The following is a 15589-nucleotide window of genomic DNA, read 5'->3' on the forward strand; positions in this document are numbered from 1 at the left end:
GAAGGGCCGACTTCGTCCATCACCAGGATGTAGGGTTCATTGGGTTCCTGCGCAGTGTCGACGCCGCACAATTGCGCCAGTACGCGGCGACCGATGTCGCGCAGGTCGGCGGCGCGCTCGGCGAGCAAGGCATCCTGCAACGACTCCTGCTGCCGGGCAGCCGCTTCGATCACGCTCATCCAGGCCGCTTCGGCGCTTTCGCCTTGCTTGAGACGGGTGTCGACTTCGTCGGTCAGTTCCGGGTCGTCGAGCATTTCCTGGTGAGTGATGAAGATCTCGCGAATCGCCTTGGACTGGCTGCGTTCGATCAGACCCTCGATATCGCGACGCACATCACTCAGCGCAGCCTGCAGGCGCTGGCGCTCAACCGCGCAGGACTCACCGCGCAGTGGGTAGTCGAAGACCTGTTGCACCTGGATGTGCGCAGGGCCGATGGCGATACCGGGCGCGGCGGCAATTGCCTGGATCTGGCTACCGGACAGCGGCGCGCTGATCACCGGTTCGATGTCGACAGTGGCGGGCTGGGCGCTGACGGTCGGCAAAGGCTCGACCTCTTCCCCCAGGCCTTCTTCAATTGCGGTCAACAGGGCTGGCAGCGCATCCCCGGCAATGCTCGGCTCGGCGACGAATTCCAGCACCTGGCCACGCCGCGCGCCGAGGCTCAACAGCTTGCTCAGGCTTTTAACCGACACCGCGCCGACCGGACCATCGACAATGCGCACGCGAATATCGCCATCGAAGCTTTTCGCCAGTTGCGCGAGGATCTTCGCCGGGCGTGCATGTAACCCGTGGGCATTGGCCAGGGTGATGCGCGCGCTCGGCCAGTCGGGCGGCAGTTCGCCACCCAGCACCTCAAGCACGGCACGACTGCTGGTGGCGCGGCCCAATTCCTGGCCGCGCCCTTCGATCAGCAAGGCGCACAGGCGCTCGAGCAACGCCTGATGCGCTTCGCCCAGGCTGGCCAGGCAGAACAGGCCATTGAGCGGCTGGCCCAGGTAGCGCATGGGTTTGTCCGGCGTGACGAAGGCCAGGCCCGGGCGCTTGACCGTCTGCTCGCTGTGCAGCCACCACAGGCCATCGCCCAGGGGCAGTGCATCGACTTGCTGCAACACGGCGGCAAACCCGTTGCTCACGCAATCGGCCTGGCGCAACAGGCGCGCGCCGCGCCACACCAGTTCCTCGAAATCATCGGCCGACACGCCGAGGCTGATCATCTGTGCATCCAGTGCCAGTTCCTGCGGCGCGCCTTGCAGCAGTTTCAGCAAGGCGTCGGCAGAACCGGCACGGCGCAGCGCCTGGCCGAGGTCGGTCTCACCCAGGGCGCGGGTCAGCAATTGCAGCAGGCGCAAGTGTTCATCGGATTTGGCGGCAATCCCGATCGCCAGGTACACCACCTGGCCGTCGCCCCAGTCCACGCCTTCGGGAAACTGCAACAGACGCACGCCGGTGGAAAACACCTGGTCGCGGGTTTCCGGTGTGCCGTGAGGAATGGCGATGCCTTGGCCAAGAAAGGTCGAGCCTTGGGCTTCACGGGCTTGCAAGCCACTGAGATAACCTTCGGCAACCAGGCCATCGGCCACCAGTTTTTCCGCGAGCAGGTGCAAGGCCGCAGATTTATCCACCGCCACCTGGCCCATGGATATCTGCTCTACAGTGAGCTCGAGCATGCCGTTCTCCTAGTTAGTGCGGGGTGCGCACTAGGTATTGTTTTGAATAAATCAGCTTAGCGGTGTTCAAAAGTAACTGACTGAGCGGTCAGTTGGCAGTAGCCACTCAGCGGCGAACATCGTAAAAATACCCTTGCTGAAACGTTTAATCTAGAATTTATGGCAGATTACGCGTTAATTGCGCAAGCTTGAAGGGCCACTCGGCGCCTGTTGTGGGACATTGGTCGTATGCGGGAATCGGTTACGATTGGACAAAATGTCGGGGCACGCTCAAAAAAACAAGGAAACCCGGTTTGAAACTCAGTGATATCGCACGTCTGGCCGGTGTGTCGGTCACAACCGCCAGCTATGTCATCAATGGCAAGGCCGAACAACAACGTATCAGCAACGCGACGGTGGAGCGGGTGCGGGCCGTGGTCCAGGCCCATGGTTTTACGCCTAACCCGCAAGCCGCCGGCTTGCGCAGCCGGCACACGCGTACCCTGGGCTTTATCCTGCCGGACCTGGAGAACCCCAGTTACGCACGCATTGCCAAGTTACTCGAACAAGGCGCACGGGCGCGCGGCTATCAATTGCTGATCGCCAGCTCCGACGATGAGGCTGACAGTGAGCGCCAATTGCTGCAACTGTTCCGCGCGCGGCGCTGCGATGCGCTGTTTGTCGCCAGCTGCCTGCCGGCCGAGGATGACAGCTATCGCGAACTGCAAGCCAAAGGTTTGCCGGTAATCGCCATCGACCGGGTGATGGAGCCCAGCCAGTTCTGCTCGGTGGTCAGCGACGACCGCCAAGCCTGCCAGCAGCTCACCGGCAGCCTGCTGCAACCGTTGCCCAAGCAAATCGCGCTGATCGGCGCCCATCCGGAACTGAGCATCAGCCAGGAACGTGCTGCGGGTTTTCGTGAAGCCCTGCAAGGCTTTACCGGCGAGGTGATCGTCGAACAGGGCGAAGCCTTCAGCCGCGACTGCGGGCGACAGCTGATGGAGCAATTACTGCAGCGCCTGGGGCATCTGCCTGACGCGCTGGTGACCACGTCCTACGTACTGCTGCAAGGCGTGTTTGACGCCCTGCACGACTTCCCGCTCAAGTCGCGGCCACTGCGCCTGGGTACCTTCGGCGATACCCAGTTGCTGGACTTCCTGCCGCTGCCGGTCAACGCCATGGCCCAGCAGCATCAACTGATCGCCGACACCGCCCTGCGCCTGGCCCTGGCGGCCATTGAAGAAGAACATTACCAACCCGGCGTGCACGGCATCAGCCGAACCTTCAAGCAGCGTATTCACGAGGCCTGAGTGTGGAGCTGATCGACACCCATACCCACCTGGATTTCGCGGACTTCGACAGTGATCGTCCGCAGGTCCTCGCCCACAGCCGTCAACTCGGTGTGCGGCGCATGGTGGTGCTCGGGGTTTATCAGCGCAATTGGCAGCGGTTGTGGGATCTGGTGGTAGAGGATGAAGGCTTGTTCGCCGCCTTCGGCCTGCACCCGGTGTATCTCGATGAACACTGCCCTGCCGACCTGCTGGAATTGGGCGACTGGCTGACGCGCCTGCAGGGCCACCGGCAACTGTGCGCCGTGGGTGAAATCGGCCTGGATTACTTTCTTGAGCACCTGGACCGAGCGCGCCAGCAAGCGCTGTTCGAAGCCCAGTTGAAACTGGCGGTGGATTTCACCCTCCCCGCTTTGCTCCACGTACGCCGCAGTCACGCGGCGGTGATCGCCACACTCAAACGCATCCACCTGCCGCGTGGCGGCATCATTCATGCGTTTGCCGGCAGCCGGGAAGAGGCCCGCGAGTACATCAAGCTTGGCTTCAAGCTGGGCCTGGGCGGTGCCGCGACCTGGCCGCAGGCCTTGCGCATGCACAAGGTGCTGGCCCAATTGCCACTGGAAGCGGTGGTGCTGGAGACGGACGCGCCGGATATGGCGCCGGCCATGTATCCGGGCCGGCGCAACAGCCCACACCACTTGCCGGACATCTGCAGCGCCCTGGCCGAGCGCATGGGCATCAGCGCGTCACGGCTGGCTGAGGCGAGCACACGCAATGCGTGCGAGCTGTTCCAGTGGTAAGCGGCTGACGACTTGCAGGTTCAAGGTCATCCGTTGCCGATGCCGCACGTAGCGCAGCACCAGAAAGTGGATCAACAGCGTCGTCAGCGAAATGTTGAATTGCCCGATCACACTGAGCAGCCCCAGCCACTCTGCAAACAGCGCTGCCAGGAGGGTCGCGCAGGTCAGCATGATCATGCCGGGCGGCACCAGCGCCCAGTGGTCCAGGGCACGAAAGCGACGCAGCTGCTTGCGGCAACACAGCTGCAGGCACGTGTGGCAATAGGTACAGACGAAGGGTTCGTCGATGGCGATGGCGTTCAGTTGCCAGGGTTTGAGTTCAAACGTCATGTCGCAGTGGGCGCAATGCCCTTTGATGCCGATGACAGCGGCCATCGCCGTGCCTCCTTGAGACCGTGACCAGATGATTCAAATGTTCACTCATTCACGGCATATTGAAAGGCCAGTAGCGAAATCAGGATAAGGGCCACGTGTGACGGGGTTAAATCCCACCGAAAATTCCTACGTGCGGAACGCGCCATAGGTATCTACACAACTTTGGCGTGACGCCGAACTTGCTCCCCGTTGCTACCCGTAGGGGGCACAGCAGCCTATCTTACTGATACCCCACAAATCCAAATGTGGGAGGGGGCTTGCCCCCGATGGCGGCCTTAGGGCCGACCAGGATGTTGGATTGGGTTGAGTACATATCCGTTTCTGCGGTCACGGCTGCTTAGGGTTCCGCTTTTACAGCGGCTCACTTTTGAAAAGCGCAAAAGTAAGCAAAACGCTCTTGCCCCACCACTCGGCACCTCGCCTAGGCTCGGTGTGCCCGAACGCAGGCTTGAATCCGTGGGCCGCCGCAATGGGCCATCCATGGCCCAGTGCGGCTAACCCGGCGTCCTGCCGGGTTACCCACGGATTCAAGCCTTCGTTCGGCCAGCGTGGTTTAACGGGGCGCCTAGGATCAAAAGCAGATCAAGATCAAGGGCGACTCGCTTCGCATCGTGGTTAGCTTTGGTGGCTATAGCCTACGAAGTTGTGTAGATATTGGTTATCGGGGGCAAGCCCCCTCGCACGCTGACTGCGCCTCCCCGATTTTGGCTGATCCCTGCTCGGTCAAATGTGGGAGGAGGCTTGCCCCCGATGGCGGTCTCAGGGCAACACCGTCCAGATTGCAAATCCGGCATACCACAGCACCGCCGCACGCAGCAGCAATTCCCACAGTTGATCAAGACTGCTGATGCCTTCGGCGCCCACCACCGGTGGCGGTATTTCCGCAGCGGCCAGGCCGACTTTTTCCACCAGTTGTGCAGCGCTGATATCCCAGCTGAGCAATTCGTGGAGCATGACCCGGCTGACCCCGACAAAGTTGCCCACCAGGGCAAAGCTCGCGGCCAGCAGGCGCACCGGCAGCCAGTCAAAGGCGTGGCGCATTTGCGTGGCGCGTTCGGCCACCAGGGGGTTCTGGCTGTGCTCACTGGCCAGCGCCAGCAGGCGATAGGCCAGAGCCGCCACCGGGCCCAGCAGGAAATACCAGAAAATCACCGCGAAAAAGCTCTGGTACGCTTGCCACAGCAAATGGCCTTGAACCCGCTCGAGCAACTGCTCGCCACTGTCGGCACCCAGCTTCAGGTCACGTTCGGCCACGTGCTCGGCGGCTTGCAGATCACCCCGCCGCCAGGCATCACGAAACGGTCCCAACGCGGCCAACAGATCGCCACGGCCCAGACTGTAGATCACCACCAGTACATGCACCGGCAACGCCAACAAGCCATAGGCCACGGGCTCCAGCACCAGCAGCAACAAGCCCAGCAGCGCCGAGGGCAGCACCACCAGCGCCAGAAGGATCAGCCAGGGCCGCTTGCCCATGCGCGGGCTCGATTCAAGCCTGGCCAGCTCGCGCAGCCAGCCGCCGTCGCGCTGCAACCGCTGGCGCAAGGCCGAGAACTTCTCGATCCACACTGCCAGCACCAGCACCAGGAAACTCATAGTTTGTGTCCTCCATCCTGCAGCGCGCCACGAAAGCGCTTCCAATCAAAAGCCGGGCCCGGATCGGTTTTGCGGCCTGGGGCGATGTCGCTGTGACCGCAGATACGTTGGGGGGTGATCGCAGGATAAGCTGCGAGCAACTGACGCGTCAGCTCAATCAGCGCCTGGTACTGGGCATCGGTGAACGGCAGATCATCTGTGCCTTCCAGCTCGATTCCCAACGAGAAGTCGTTGCAGGTGTCGCGCCCTTCAAAGCTGGAGACGCCCGCGTGCCAGGCCCGGTCCCGGCATGCCACAAACTGCGTCACTGTACCGTCACGCTCAATCAGAAAATGCGCAGAGACCCGTAGGTCGACTATCCCCTCAAAGTAGGCGTGCTCCGTTACATCCAGGCGATTCTGGAAAAACTCATGCACCTTACCGGTGGCAAACTGCGCCGGGGGCAAGCTGATGTTATGTATCACCAACAACGATACCTCACCTGCCGGGCGCTCGTTGAAGTTGGGCGAAGGGCAATGGCCAATGCCCTCGAACCAACCGCTGACGGGGTCCAACTGCATACAGGCTCCTTGACTGAGACAAAGTGTTACCAGTATGCCGCGTTCCGCCCTGCGGTTGCGATCACTTGCCGCGATTGAGTTGGCGCAGGTTGCCCATCACCGCCGCCAGCGCGCGGTCGAACAGCGGCCCCTCGTCCAGGCTGTGCAGGGCGCCGCGCTTGAAAGCCGCAGCCAATTGCCCGGGGGTTTGCTCCAGGACCTTGAGCCCCGTGCGGCTGACGAAAATATAACGATGGTTCGGCGCCATGATCGCCGTGAGCTTGCAGCGCAATACCGTGTCGTCGTCCTGGCGCAACTCCACCCAACCGCCGACCCGCAACGGGAGCACCTTGAGCAGGTCCGGGTCATCATGCGGCCAGTCCTCGCCGGCGTCCGACAGTGGGGTGCCGAGAACAAAGGGCTCGCGAACTTCAATCAGCCCGTCGTCGCCTCCGCCTTCGCATGTTTGAACATGTACGGTCTGCAAGCGTAAAAAAAACTCCCGCGTGCTGAAAGGATCGAACGCCGCACTGGCCAACCCGTCGCGCAACGACTTGAGCAACCCTGGCAATTGCGCCAGCAGATGCCGGCCTGCCTCGGTGTCTTCGTGCAGGCCGACGCTCCAGATCAACTCATCCATGGTGCGCAGCCCGGTCTGCCACTGCACCGAGTGTTCGCCGTGCTTGAGAGCGGCCAGCAACAATACCTGGCTCCAGGTTTGTTGCAGAAATTGCACCACGAACGGCGGCAGGACCTTGCCCAATAGCCGCCGGTTCAGCGCATGCGCCACGCGCTGACGAGCGACCTCGGTACGCAGGCGACCTTCCTCGACGTCGCGGGTGTGCTGTTCGAGCAACTCACTGCGCCGCTGCTCTTGATCGATGAAGGTGCTGAATGGCGCCAGTAACTGCGAAAAAATCAGCGGATCTTCGGCAAATTCATTCAACAGGCGCTGGATGACCTGTTCGATACGCAGGTACAGGCTGTCGTTCTGATCGCCATCGTGCGGGCTGCACCCCATGGCGGCACTGGCGATCTGATTGAGCAAGCGGCGTGCCGGGTGCCCGGGGCAACTGAACAGGCTCTTGTCGAGCACGGCAACTTTCAGTATCGGAATCTGCAGGCGAGCGATCAGGGCCTTGAAGGCGTGGGGCACACTGCGGTCATTGCGGATGAACTCGAAAAGCAGCGCGACGAGGTTGATCACATCTTCGTCGGCCGCCTCCAACACCCGCGACTTGCCGCTCTTGACGCTGACCCGGGTCAGCAACTGTTCGAGCTGGTTGCGCAGGTCGAAATCGTCCTCGGCGCCAGGCTCCGGTACGTATTGCTGCAAATGCGACAGCAGGCGCAGCAAGTCTCGGCTGGCGATGGGTTGCGGTTGCGCACTGGCTTCAAGGGTTGGCGCTACGCTGCCGCGCACCGCCACCAGCAAGGCTTGCAGGGCGGCAAAGGCTTGCTGGCCGCTTTCGTCACAAGGCGGTTCGGCGGCCGGCGGACGCGCCGGTTGCGGGAGCTCACACGCCGCGCGGCCACCGGCACGACGGGACGGCACGCTCTGGAGTCCGGGCAGGACCCCGGTGGCAACCAGCAGTTGGTTGGCTTCGCCATACAGGTGGTCGGCATCGCTGAGCACGTATTTCTCGAAGAGCTTGAGCATGATCAGCTTGACCCGGATCTCCACCCCCAGGCTGCGGCCCGCCTGCAAGAAAAACTGGCAAAGCCGTGCAGGGCCCAGAGGGTTCTCATGATCGGTCATGGGCCTGCCCAACACTTCACTCAGGCGCGCGCTCAATTGCCCGAGCGCCACGCCGTCACGGTGGCGTACCCGACCGAGCATTGCCTCCAGTGCCACGGCCTTTTCCCGGTCATCGGCCCGGATAGCGCCGGCCACCTCATAGGACACCACAGGCACCGGGTGCAACGCACCGCTATCGGCCTGGCTCAGGTTGGCGAAGGCGGCATACAGTTGTTCCATGAACACGCGCTCGAAGTTCTTGCGCTTGAGGCGCAGGTCGCGCATGGCCTGAAAGAAAATATGCTGGTCAACCGTGCTGCGGGCCTTGTCGGCCATTTCAAACAGGGTGTCGTCGGCGTTATCGAACAGTTCCTGCAACCCCTGTTGCAACTGTTGCGCCGCTTTGTCACGCACCTGCAGCACCACCACCGGCAGACGTGCGAGCGGCGATGGCGTGGCCTGTGCCTGCTTGATAGGCACCACCTTCCCGTCATTGTGCATCCTGGCCTCCTGAAACGGCGGGTGTTGAGATGGGCAGGAACGGGGCCTGACCCGCTGGGCATTGCAAATACCCGATCACCATCAGGACGTCAAAGCTATGACGCCAATTGCAAGGCGCGAGATTATCGGCAAATCATGGACATTGCGCCAGTAAACTCTGCCCGGCGCGGTAAATGAGTAACGCGTCTGGGTTCCAGTTCACACAGCCCCTATAATCGCGGCACTTAGTCTGTGGAGCCTGTTATGCCGAACCTGCGTCTTGCCGACCTCGCCGCCGAAATCGAAGCCAACGTGCGCCGCGCACTCCTGGAAGACATCGGCAGTGGTGATATCACCGCACAGTTGATCCCGGCCGAACGGCTGGCCAAGGCCACGATCATTACCCGCGATGCGGCCGTGATTGCCGGGACCGCCTGGGTGGATACGGTCTTCCGCCAACTGGACCCCCGCGTCGCCGTGCATTGGCAGGTGGCCGACGGTGAGCGCGTCAGTCCCAACCAGCCGCTGTTTCACCTTGAAGGGCCGGCGCGCTCGCTGCTCACCGGTGAACGCAGTGCGCTGAATTTCCTGCAGATGCTGTCAGGTGTCGCCACCCGCGCCCGATACCTGGCGGATTTCGTCGCCAGCACCCAGGTCAAGCTGCTGGACACGCGCAAGACGTTGCCGGGCCTGCGTCTGGCGCAGAAGTACGCGGTGACCTGCGGCGGTTGCCACAATCATCGCATCGGGCTGTATGACGCCTTCCTGATCAAGGAAAACCATATCGCCGCGTGCGGGGGCATTGCCCAGGCCATCAGCGCGGCCCACAAAATCGCCCCCGGCAAGCCGGTGGAGATCGAAGTGGAAAGCCTGCAGGAGTTACGCGAAGCACTGGCGGCGGGTGCCGACATCATCATGCTCGATGAGCTGAGCCTGGACGACATGCGCGAAGCCGTGCGGCTGAACGCGGGCAAGGCCAGGCTGGAAGCCAGCGGCGGGATCAATGAAAGCACGCTGCTGCCCATCGCCGAGACCGGCGTGGACTACATCTCCATTGGTGCGATGACCAAGGATGTGAAGGCTGTGGATTTGTCGATGCGGCTCAGTATCTAAAGAGCCTAGGCAGTAGGAGCGAGCTTGCTCGCGAAAAACTCAACGGCGCCGCGTGCACTCGGATGTCACGCGTTATCGTTAACGTTTTTCGCGAGCAAGCTCGCTCCTACCGGCAGCGTTTAGACTACCAGATTATTCATCTCGCAGTACTCGTCCCATTCGACCCCCAGCACTTCGGCGGCCTCCTTGTGCAAGGCCAGGCGTGCGGCTTCGAATTCTTCCGGTGCGCAGGTGTACTTGAGGGTCAGTTCCCAAGGCTGGAGATTCTGGCTCTCCGCCTCGTCCTCGAATGCCCACTGAATCTGATCACGCTGGTCGTCAGCGCTCAGGTCCTTGATCTCGTCTTTGAGCTGCGGCGTTGCCTCGAGGTATTTGTCGAGGGCTGCTTGGTGCCGAACTTCCTGGGTCATCTCAGTCGTGGTCATGTCGTTCTCTTAGATCGAGGAATGGGGATGCATCTGGGTCATCAAGGTTGCGCAGATACGAAAGAGCAGGCGCGAATGCCGGCTCGTCTGGCCTTCAGAACCATTCTGGGATCATCTGAAAACTGTGCCTTTGAAACAGGCCTTTTGAAGCGGGCCCTTGAAACATGCCAGTGAAACAGTGTTGCCTTGGTGCCCGAGACAGGAATCGAACCTGCGACCTTCGCGTTACGAGTGCGCTGCTCTACCGGCTGAGCTACACGGGCGGTGGGCTAAAGCTAGCACCGCATTGGGCATGCGGCAACCGGCTCGCTCACCACCCGCCAGACGTCATGCGCCGTTGGCGCCACAACCCTTGGCGACGTATTGCGCCTCGGCCGTGGTTGCACAGGTCCAGCCGCTGGTGGCGCTGCGCGTCAAGGTGATGGTCTTGCCCAGTACGGGCGCAGGCGCATCAACGATTTCACAGCTGATGGAGCCGCTGCCCGTGGCGACATCTCCTGTCACATCGACCTTGCAATTGGCGGTGGGGCTCTTGCCGCCAATCAACGGCAGCGTGGGTACGGTGCCCTGGTTAATCACATCTTCGTAGCCGGCCTTCAACGCGCTGATTTCGGCCAACCCCGCCGTGAACTTGGCCTTGGCCTGGTGCTTGGTGTACATGGGCAAGCCAATCGTGGCCAAAATGCCGATGATTGCCACGACGATCAACAACTCGATCAAGGTAAAGCCTTTCTGATGCATCACTTTCACTCTCCAGAATAGAACCATGACAAGGCGCATCCTGCGCCCCGTATTGTGCAGCGGCGCCAGTGTACTCATCCCTGCGCGGCCAATCGCATACCAGAAGCACAATCTGACATTTTATCGGCCAACGCCAGCCTGCCTGTATCCGCCCGCTGGCTAAGCTGTAAATTCTTAATCTGCATGTGCGAACGCGACATGAACGACACCTCGACGATCTACGCCTGGCAGGGCATCAACCGCAACGGCCGAAGGGTGTGCGGGAAAATTTCGGGGCATGACCCTGCGTGGGTCAAGACACGACTGCGCCAGCAGGGAATCTGCCCCGAACATGTGCGCAAGCGATCGTCAGGCCTGCCACGCCTGACGGCGCCGATACTGCCGGCTGACATCGCCCTTTTCACCCGCCAACTGGCGACGCTGTTGAAGGCCGGTATCCCGCTGTTACAAGCCTTCGACATTATCGGCGAGGGCGTCGAAAACCGCACACTGCGCGAGCTGGTCAAGGGTATGAAGCAACACGTCGCCGCTGGTAACAGCCTGACCGGTACGTTGCGCCAGTACCCGCGTTATTTCGATGACCTGTACTGCCACCTGATTGCCGCCGGCGAACAGGCCGGAGCCCTGGAAACGCTGCTGGAGCGCGTGGCCATTCATCTGGAAAAAAGCCAACGGCTCAAGACCAGAATCAAGAAAGCCATGACCTACCCGCTTGCCGTGCTGGTGGTGGCCGGCCTCGTCAGCGCCGTGCTGTTGATACAGGTGGTGCCGCAGTTCCAGCACCTGTTTGCCGGAGTCGACAGCCAATTGCCCGGCTTCACCCTGGGAGTCATCGCCCTCTCCGACTTTCTGCAACAGGCCTGGTGGATACTGGCGCTGGGCCTGGGCACGCTCATCGGCGGGCTGCGCCACGCCTACCGTAGTTCTGTGCGGTTTCGCTACCGGCTGGAGGCGGGTTTGTTGAAAGTCCCCCTGGCAGGCAAACTGTTGAACAAAGCTGCCGTCGCCCGCTACGCCCGCACGCTTGCAACCACCTTTGCGGCAGGTGTTCCCCTGGTGCAGGCGCTCGGCTCAGTGGCCGGCGCCGTCGGCAATGGCCCTTTCAAACAGGCAATCGAACATATGCGCCACGATGTATCCAGAGGCATGCAGTTGAATCAGTCCATGGCCGCCAGCGGCCTGTTTCCAGGCATGGCGATCCAGATGACGGCCATCGGCGAAGAGTCCGGCACCCTGGACCACATGCTGGAAAGGGTCGCAAACCATTACGAGGCCGACGTAGAGAGCCTCGTCGATAACCTCACAAGCTTGATGGAACCGCTGATCATGGTGGTACTGGGGAGCATCGTCGGCGCGTTGGTGATTGCGATGTACCTGCCGGTGTTTCAACTGGGTTCGACATTTTGAGCGCGTTGTCGGGCGAGCAGCCCTGGGCGTTTGTCGGCATGGCGCTGGTGCTGGGGCTGATCGTTGGCAGTTTTATCAATGTGCTGGTGTGGCGCCTGCCCAAGATGCTCGAGCGCGAATGGCGCGCACAGGCCCGTGAGATCCTCGGCCTGCCCGACGCGCCGGCGGGGCCGGTCTATAACCTGATGCGCCCGAATTCCTGCTGTCCACACTGCGACCAACCGATTCGCCCTTGGGAGAATATCCCCCTGCTCAGCTACCTGATGCTCAAGGGGCGTTGCGCCCGTTGCCGTGCATCCATCAGCGCGCGCTATCCGTTCACCGAACTGGCCTGTGCGCTGATATCCGCCACCATAGCCTGGCACTTCGGCTTTGGCTGGCAGGCGGGCGCGGTGATGCTGCTGAGTTGGGGGTTGCTGGGCATGAGCCTGATTGATGTAGATCACCAACTGCTGCCGGATGCCCTCGTGCTGCCGCTGCTATGGCTGGGGCTTATCCTTAACAGTCTGGGCCTGTTCGCAACATTGCCCGATGCGTTATGGGGCGCGGTGCTGGGCTACATGAGCCTGTGGAGCGTGTTCTGGCTGTTCAAGCTGGTGACCGGCAAGGATGGCATGGGCCATGGCGACTTCAAGCTGTTGGCGCTGTTCGGTGCCTGGGGCGGCTGGCAGATACTGCCGATGACGCTGCTGATGGCCTCACTGCTCGGCGTGTTTGCCGGGTTGCTGCTGATGCGCTGGCGCAAGACGCACGTGTCGGCACCCATGCCATTTGGACCCTGCCTGGCAATTGCCGGCTGGATTGCATTGCTCTGGGGTGGTCAAATAACCGACTTCTATCTGCAGTCTGTCGGTTTCACATGACCACTCCTGTTGCAACACCCTGGATTCTCGGCCTCACAGGCGGTATCGGCAGCGGTAAAAGCGCTGCGGCCGAGCACTTCACCACGCTGGGTGTCGACCTGGTCGATGCCGATCATGCCGCCCGCTGGGTGGTCGAGCCCGGCCGGCCGGCGCTGGCGCGCATAGCCGAGCATTTCGGCAGCGCTGTGCTGCAGGCGGACGGCCAACTGGACCGCGCCGCGTTGCGCACATTGATTTTTGAAGTACCCGAAGAACGTCGCTGGCTCGAGGGCCTGTTGCACCCGCTGATCGCTGACGAGATTCGCGATCACCTGGCACGCGCCCGGTCGCCCTACGCGATCCTGGTGTCACCGCTGCTGATCGAGTCCGGCCAATACCGCATGACCCAGCGCATCCTGGTGATCGACGTGCCGCAATCCCTGCAGATTCAGCGTACCCTGCAGCGCGACGGCATCAGCGAGCAACAGGTGCAGGCGATTCTCAAGGCCCAGTCGAGCCGCGAAGACCGCCTGAACCATGCCGATGACGTACTGGTCAATGACCAGGACCTTGCCTGGCTGCACGGTGAGGTCGAGCGACTGCACCACTTTTACCTTACTTTGCGTGGAGGCCGATCATGAGCCAACCCTTGACCGTCGACTGCCCAACCTGCGGTGCACCCGTGGAATGGAAACCCGACAACCTCAACCGGCCGTTCTGCTCGGACCGTTGCAAACTCATCGACCTGGGTGCCTGGGCCGCTGAAGAACACAAGATCCCGGTAGCCCCGGACGCCGAAGACGAGTTGTTTTCCGAAGACCTGCCGCCGCGCCACTAAGGCCGCATAAAGGCATATTCCTGCTGGTCGTCGAGGTTTTCCGCAAGGTATTGCAACTCGTCGGCCAAGTCTTCAAAGCTGCGAACGCCCTTGCTCTGCTGCACCACCGCGCTGAGCATGGCGCGCAGGGTCAGGCCTGGATCAAAACCGATTTCCTGCGCGGCATCCTGGCTTCTGCGCAGTTCCTGCCGTGCCCATTCGTACACACTCATGATTGGTGCTCCTGAAATTTCGCAGAGCATGGGCCTGTGCGCTCGGCGCCTTTTTGATCTGGATCAACGCGCTGAATCGTCATCCTTCCACGGCGCCGAGAGGTAGCGGGTGCGGTTGAAAGTCTCAAGCCATTCCGGGCAAAACACCACCAGGGCACTGATCACCATGCCGTTGATAAACGCTTCGGGAAAGATGATCAGCCACAGGTAGCCGACGAAATCCTCCAGCCATTGCGGCATTTCAAATCGACCATCGAACCACAGCAACCCCAGGCCGACCAACAGGCAAAGCAACGCCGACAGCGCCGCAGCGAAAAAACCGGAACAGAAGATATACACGAAGGGGTTTCGCGGTTGCGCCCGCTCCACGAGTCGCGCGCAAAGCTCAGTGATGAGTACCGGAAGGCCAATCAACAACAGGCCATTGACGCCGACAGCGGCGAGGTCCTGACGCCCCAGCCATACCAACCCCAACTGCGCGGCCACCCCACCGACGATTGCGAGCGGCCAATCCAGCAACAGGGTCACCGCGGTCATGCCAATAAAGTGGTACGACACGCCCGTATCGAAATCCCGCCGCACCAGCCACAACATGAACAGCGCGAACACCGTGCCGAACAGCAAATGCTGGCGACGTCGGTCGGCAAACAGTTCGACCCAGGGCGCACGCACAATCGCCCAGATCACCAGCGGGGCATACAACAACCAGCCGATGCCGAGCGTCGAGGGCGCTAGAACAGCTGCACTGATCACAGATGCACCACCTTTATAGACCGCCTCACCGCACACCTCATCCCTGGGCTTGCTGCCAGATGAACAGTCTACACCCGCGTTTAAAGCAAGACTTCCTGCGGTCATCATTTGAACGCTAAGCTAGGCAGATGGACGACTCAGATTATTTGCGCTTGCTCACCGTAGCAGCCGAACAAGCCAACGCATTCCTGTCCAATGCCCGCAAATGGGAGCGTGAGCGTTGGGTCTGCCAGCGCCTGCTGCAAGGCTTGAACGTGCCCTATCGCGCCGAAGAATTCCACGCCGCAGGCACCGAGCCGCCGGACGTGCTGTTTCGCGACGCCAGTTTTGAAGTGTTCTTTGTATTGGACGAAGGCCGCCGCCTGAACGACGAATGGCGCGACGAATTGCTGCGCAGGCGCAGCGCTTTCTCCTTGAGCCAACTGGTGCGGCGCGAAGCCAAGCCAAGGCGCATCCCCGCCCATGAGTTCCTGTTGCGCCTGGCACCGACACTGCGCAAGAAAGCGCACAACTACAAGGAACGCGGCATGGACCTGGGGGAGCTGGACCTCATCGCCTTCGCCAGCCTCAAGCGCGAAGTGCTGGACCTCAACAGCCACTTTCCGCCGCCAACCGAATATCTGCGCCAGGGCTGGCGCTCCCTGTCACTGGTGGGGCCGACCTTTGCGCGGGTGCTGTTCGCTCATCCGGACGCGCCGGATTTCTTGCGCAACAACCTGGGCCGCAGCATAGTGTTCGATGTGGGCATCAGCCTTTGATCCACAGGCTGTAACGTGACGCCCTTTTGCAACGTCT

General features: G+C 61.5%; 17 protein-coding genes and 1 tRNA gene. 8 read left to right on the forward strand and 10 right to left on the reverse strand.

Annotated features, from left to right (window positions below; genetic code table 11):
- Window positions 1-1667 (reverse strand): fused PTS fructose transporter subunit IIA/HPr protein (gene fruB, locus BFP96_RS03920; RefSeq protein WP_139113338.1); only part of this gene is annotated, 1667 nt, incomplete at its 3' end.
- A gap of 293 nt (window positions 1668-1960) precedes the next feature.
- On the opposite strand from fruB, the gene cra reads away from it, so the two are divergent.
- Window positions 1961-2956 carry a catabolite repressor/activator gene (gene cra, locus BFP96_RS03925; RefSeq protein WP_065891889.1) on the forward strand — a complete coding sequence of 332 codons (996 nt, stop codon included), beginning with the start codon at window positions 1961-1963 and terminating at the stop codon, window positions 2954-2956.
- A 2-nt stretch (window positions 2957-2958) separates the two neighbouring features.
- Window positions 2959-3735 (forward strand): TatD family hydrolase, encoded by a 777-nt coding sequence (locus BFP96_RS03930; RefSeq protein ID WP_065935626.1) that lies wholly within the window; start codon window positions 2959-2961, stop codon window positions 3733-3735.
- On the opposite strand, the gene BFP96_RS03935 is transcribed toward BFP96_RS03930, so the two are convergent.
- The 4 genes from BFP96_RS03935 to BFP96_RS03950 all read right to left on the reverse strand — a co-directional run bounded on the left by BFP96_RS03935 (window position 3682) and on the right by BFP96_RS03950 (window position 8484).
- The gene (locus BFP96_RS03935) at window positions 3682-4110 is read right to left on the reverse strand and encodes a hypothetical protein (protein WP_065887981.1); all 429 of its coding nucleotides are present in this window, start codon (window positions 4108-4110) and stop codon (window positions 3682-3684) included. The genes BFP96_RS03930 and BFP96_RS03935 overlap by 54 nt on opposite strands.
- Window positions 4111-4869: 759 nt before the next feature.
- Complete coding sequence (ampE, locus tag BFP96_RS03940; RefSeq protein ID WP_065935627.1) at window positions 4870-5706, reverse strand: regulatory signaling modulator protein AmpE; 837 nt, start codon at window positions 5704-5706, stop codon at window positions 4870-4872.
- Window positions 5703-6266 carry a 1,6-anhydro-N-acetylmuramyl-L-alanine amidase AmpD gene (gene ampD, locus BFP96_RS03945; RefSeq protein WP_065935628.1) on the reverse strand — a complete coding sequence of 188 codons (564 nt, stop codon included), beginning with the start codon at window positions 6264-6266 and terminating at the stop codon, window positions 5703-5705. Before ampD ends, ampE begins: the two co-directional genes overlap by 4 nt.
- A gap of 61 nt (window positions 6267-6327) precedes the next feature.
- Window positions 6328-8484: a DUF1631 domain-containing protein gene (locus tag BFP96_RS03950; protein ID WP_065935629.1), complete on the reverse strand. Its 2157-nt coding sequence runs from the start codon at window positions 8482-8484 to the stop codon at window positions 6328-6330.
- Window positions 8485-8727: 243 nt separating this feature from the next.
- Here BFP96_RS03950 and nadC point away from each other — a divergent pair, with 243 nt between their 5' ends.
- The gene (gene nadC / locus BFP96_RS03955) at window positions 8728-9576 is read left to right on the forward strand and encodes a carboxylating nicotinate-nucleotide diphosphorylase (RefSeq protein WP_065891885.1); all 849 of its coding nucleotides are present in this window, start codon (window positions 8728-8730) and stop codon (window positions 9574-9576) included.
- 119 nt (window positions 9577-9695) lie between these two features.
- On the opposite strand, the gene BFP96_RS03960 is transcribed toward nadC, so the two are convergent.
- The 3 genes from BFP96_RS03960 to BFP96_RS03970 all read right to left on the reverse strand — a co-directional run bounded on the left by BFP96_RS03960 (window position 9696) and on the right by BFP96_RS03970 (window position 10742).
- Window positions 9696-10001 (reverse strand): DUF6388 family protein, encoded by a 306-nt coding sequence (locus BFP96_RS03960; RefSeq protein ID WP_065891884.1) that lies wholly within the window; start codon window positions 9999-10001, stop codon window positions 9696-9698.
- A 187-nt stretch (window positions 10002-10188) separates the two neighbouring features.
- A tRNA-Thr gene (locus BFP96_RS03965) sits at window positions 10189-10264 on the reverse strand.
- A gap of 64 nt (window positions 10265-10328) precedes the next feature.
- On the reverse strand, window positions 10329-10742 hold the full coding sequence (locus BFP96_RS03970) for a pilin (RefSeq protein ID WP_065887987.1): 414 nt from the start codon (window positions 10740-10742) through the stop codon (window positions 10329-10331).
- 198 nt (window positions 10743-10940) lie between these two features.
- Between BFP96_RS03970 and BFP96_RS03975 the strand changes: the two genes are divergently transcribed.
- From BFP96_RS03975 to yacG, 4 genes are read left to right on the forward strand one after another with little or no spacing between them, the layout of a single operon-like run.
- Window positions 10941-12149, forward strand: coding sequence for a type II secretion system F family protein (locus BFP96_RS03975; protein ID WP_065935630.1), 1209 nt, complete (start codon window positions 10941-10943; stop codon window positions 12147-12149).
- Window positions 12146-13012 (forward strand): prepilin peptidase, encoded by an 867-nt coding sequence (locus BFP96_RS03980; RefSeq protein WP_065935631.1) that lies wholly within the window; start codon window positions 12146-12148, stop codon window positions 13010-13012. The genes BFP96_RS03975 and BFP96_RS03980 overlap by 4 nt, the downstream gene beginning before the upstream one ends.
- A complete protein-coding gene (coaE, locus tag BFP96_RS03985) occupies window positions 13009-13632 on the forward strand; it encodes a dephospho-CoA kinase (protein ID WP_065896498.1) in 624 nt (207 codons plus the stop codon). Before BFP96_RS03980 ends, coaE begins: the two co-directional genes overlap by 4 nt.
- On the forward strand, window positions 13629-13829 hold the full coding sequence (gene yacG, locus BFP96_RS03990) for a DNA gyrase inhibitor YacG (RefSeq protein ID WP_065887991.1): 201 nt from the start codon (window positions 13629-13631) through the stop codon (window positions 13827-13829). The genes coaE and yacG overlap by 4 nt, the downstream gene beginning before the upstream one ends.
- On the opposite strand, the gene BFP96_RS03995 is transcribed toward yacG, so the two are convergent.
- Entirely contained in the window at window positions 13826-14041 is a 216-nt protein-coding gene (locus BFP96_RS03995; protein WP_003171680.1) for a hypothetical protein, read from the reverse strand. The genes yacG and BFP96_RS03995 overlap by 4 nt on opposite strands.
- A 63-nt stretch (window positions 14042-14104) precedes the next feature.
- A complete protein-coding gene (locus tag BFP96_RS04000; protein ID WP_065935632.1) occupies window positions 14105-14794 on the reverse strand; it encodes an energy-coupling factor ABC transporter permease in 690 nt (229 codons plus the stop codon).
- Between the two features lie 128 nt (window positions 14795-14922).
- Between BFP96_RS04000 and BFP96_RS04005 the strand changes: the two genes are divergently transcribed.
- Window positions 14923-15552 carry a DUF1780 domain-containing protein gene (locus BFP96_RS04005; protein ID WP_065887993.1) on the forward strand — a complete coding sequence of 210 codons (630 nt, stop codon included), beginning with the start codon at window positions 14923-14925 and terminating at the stop codon, window positions 15550-15552.
- Window positions 15553-15589 lie beyond the last annotated feature (37 nt).

Source organism: Pseudomonas sp. 34 E 7 (genome assembly GCF_900005715.1).
Taxonomy (GTDB): Bacteria; Pseudomonadota; Gammaproteobacteria; order Pseudomonadales; family Pseudomonadaceae; genus Aquipseudomonas; species Aquipseudomonas orientalis_A.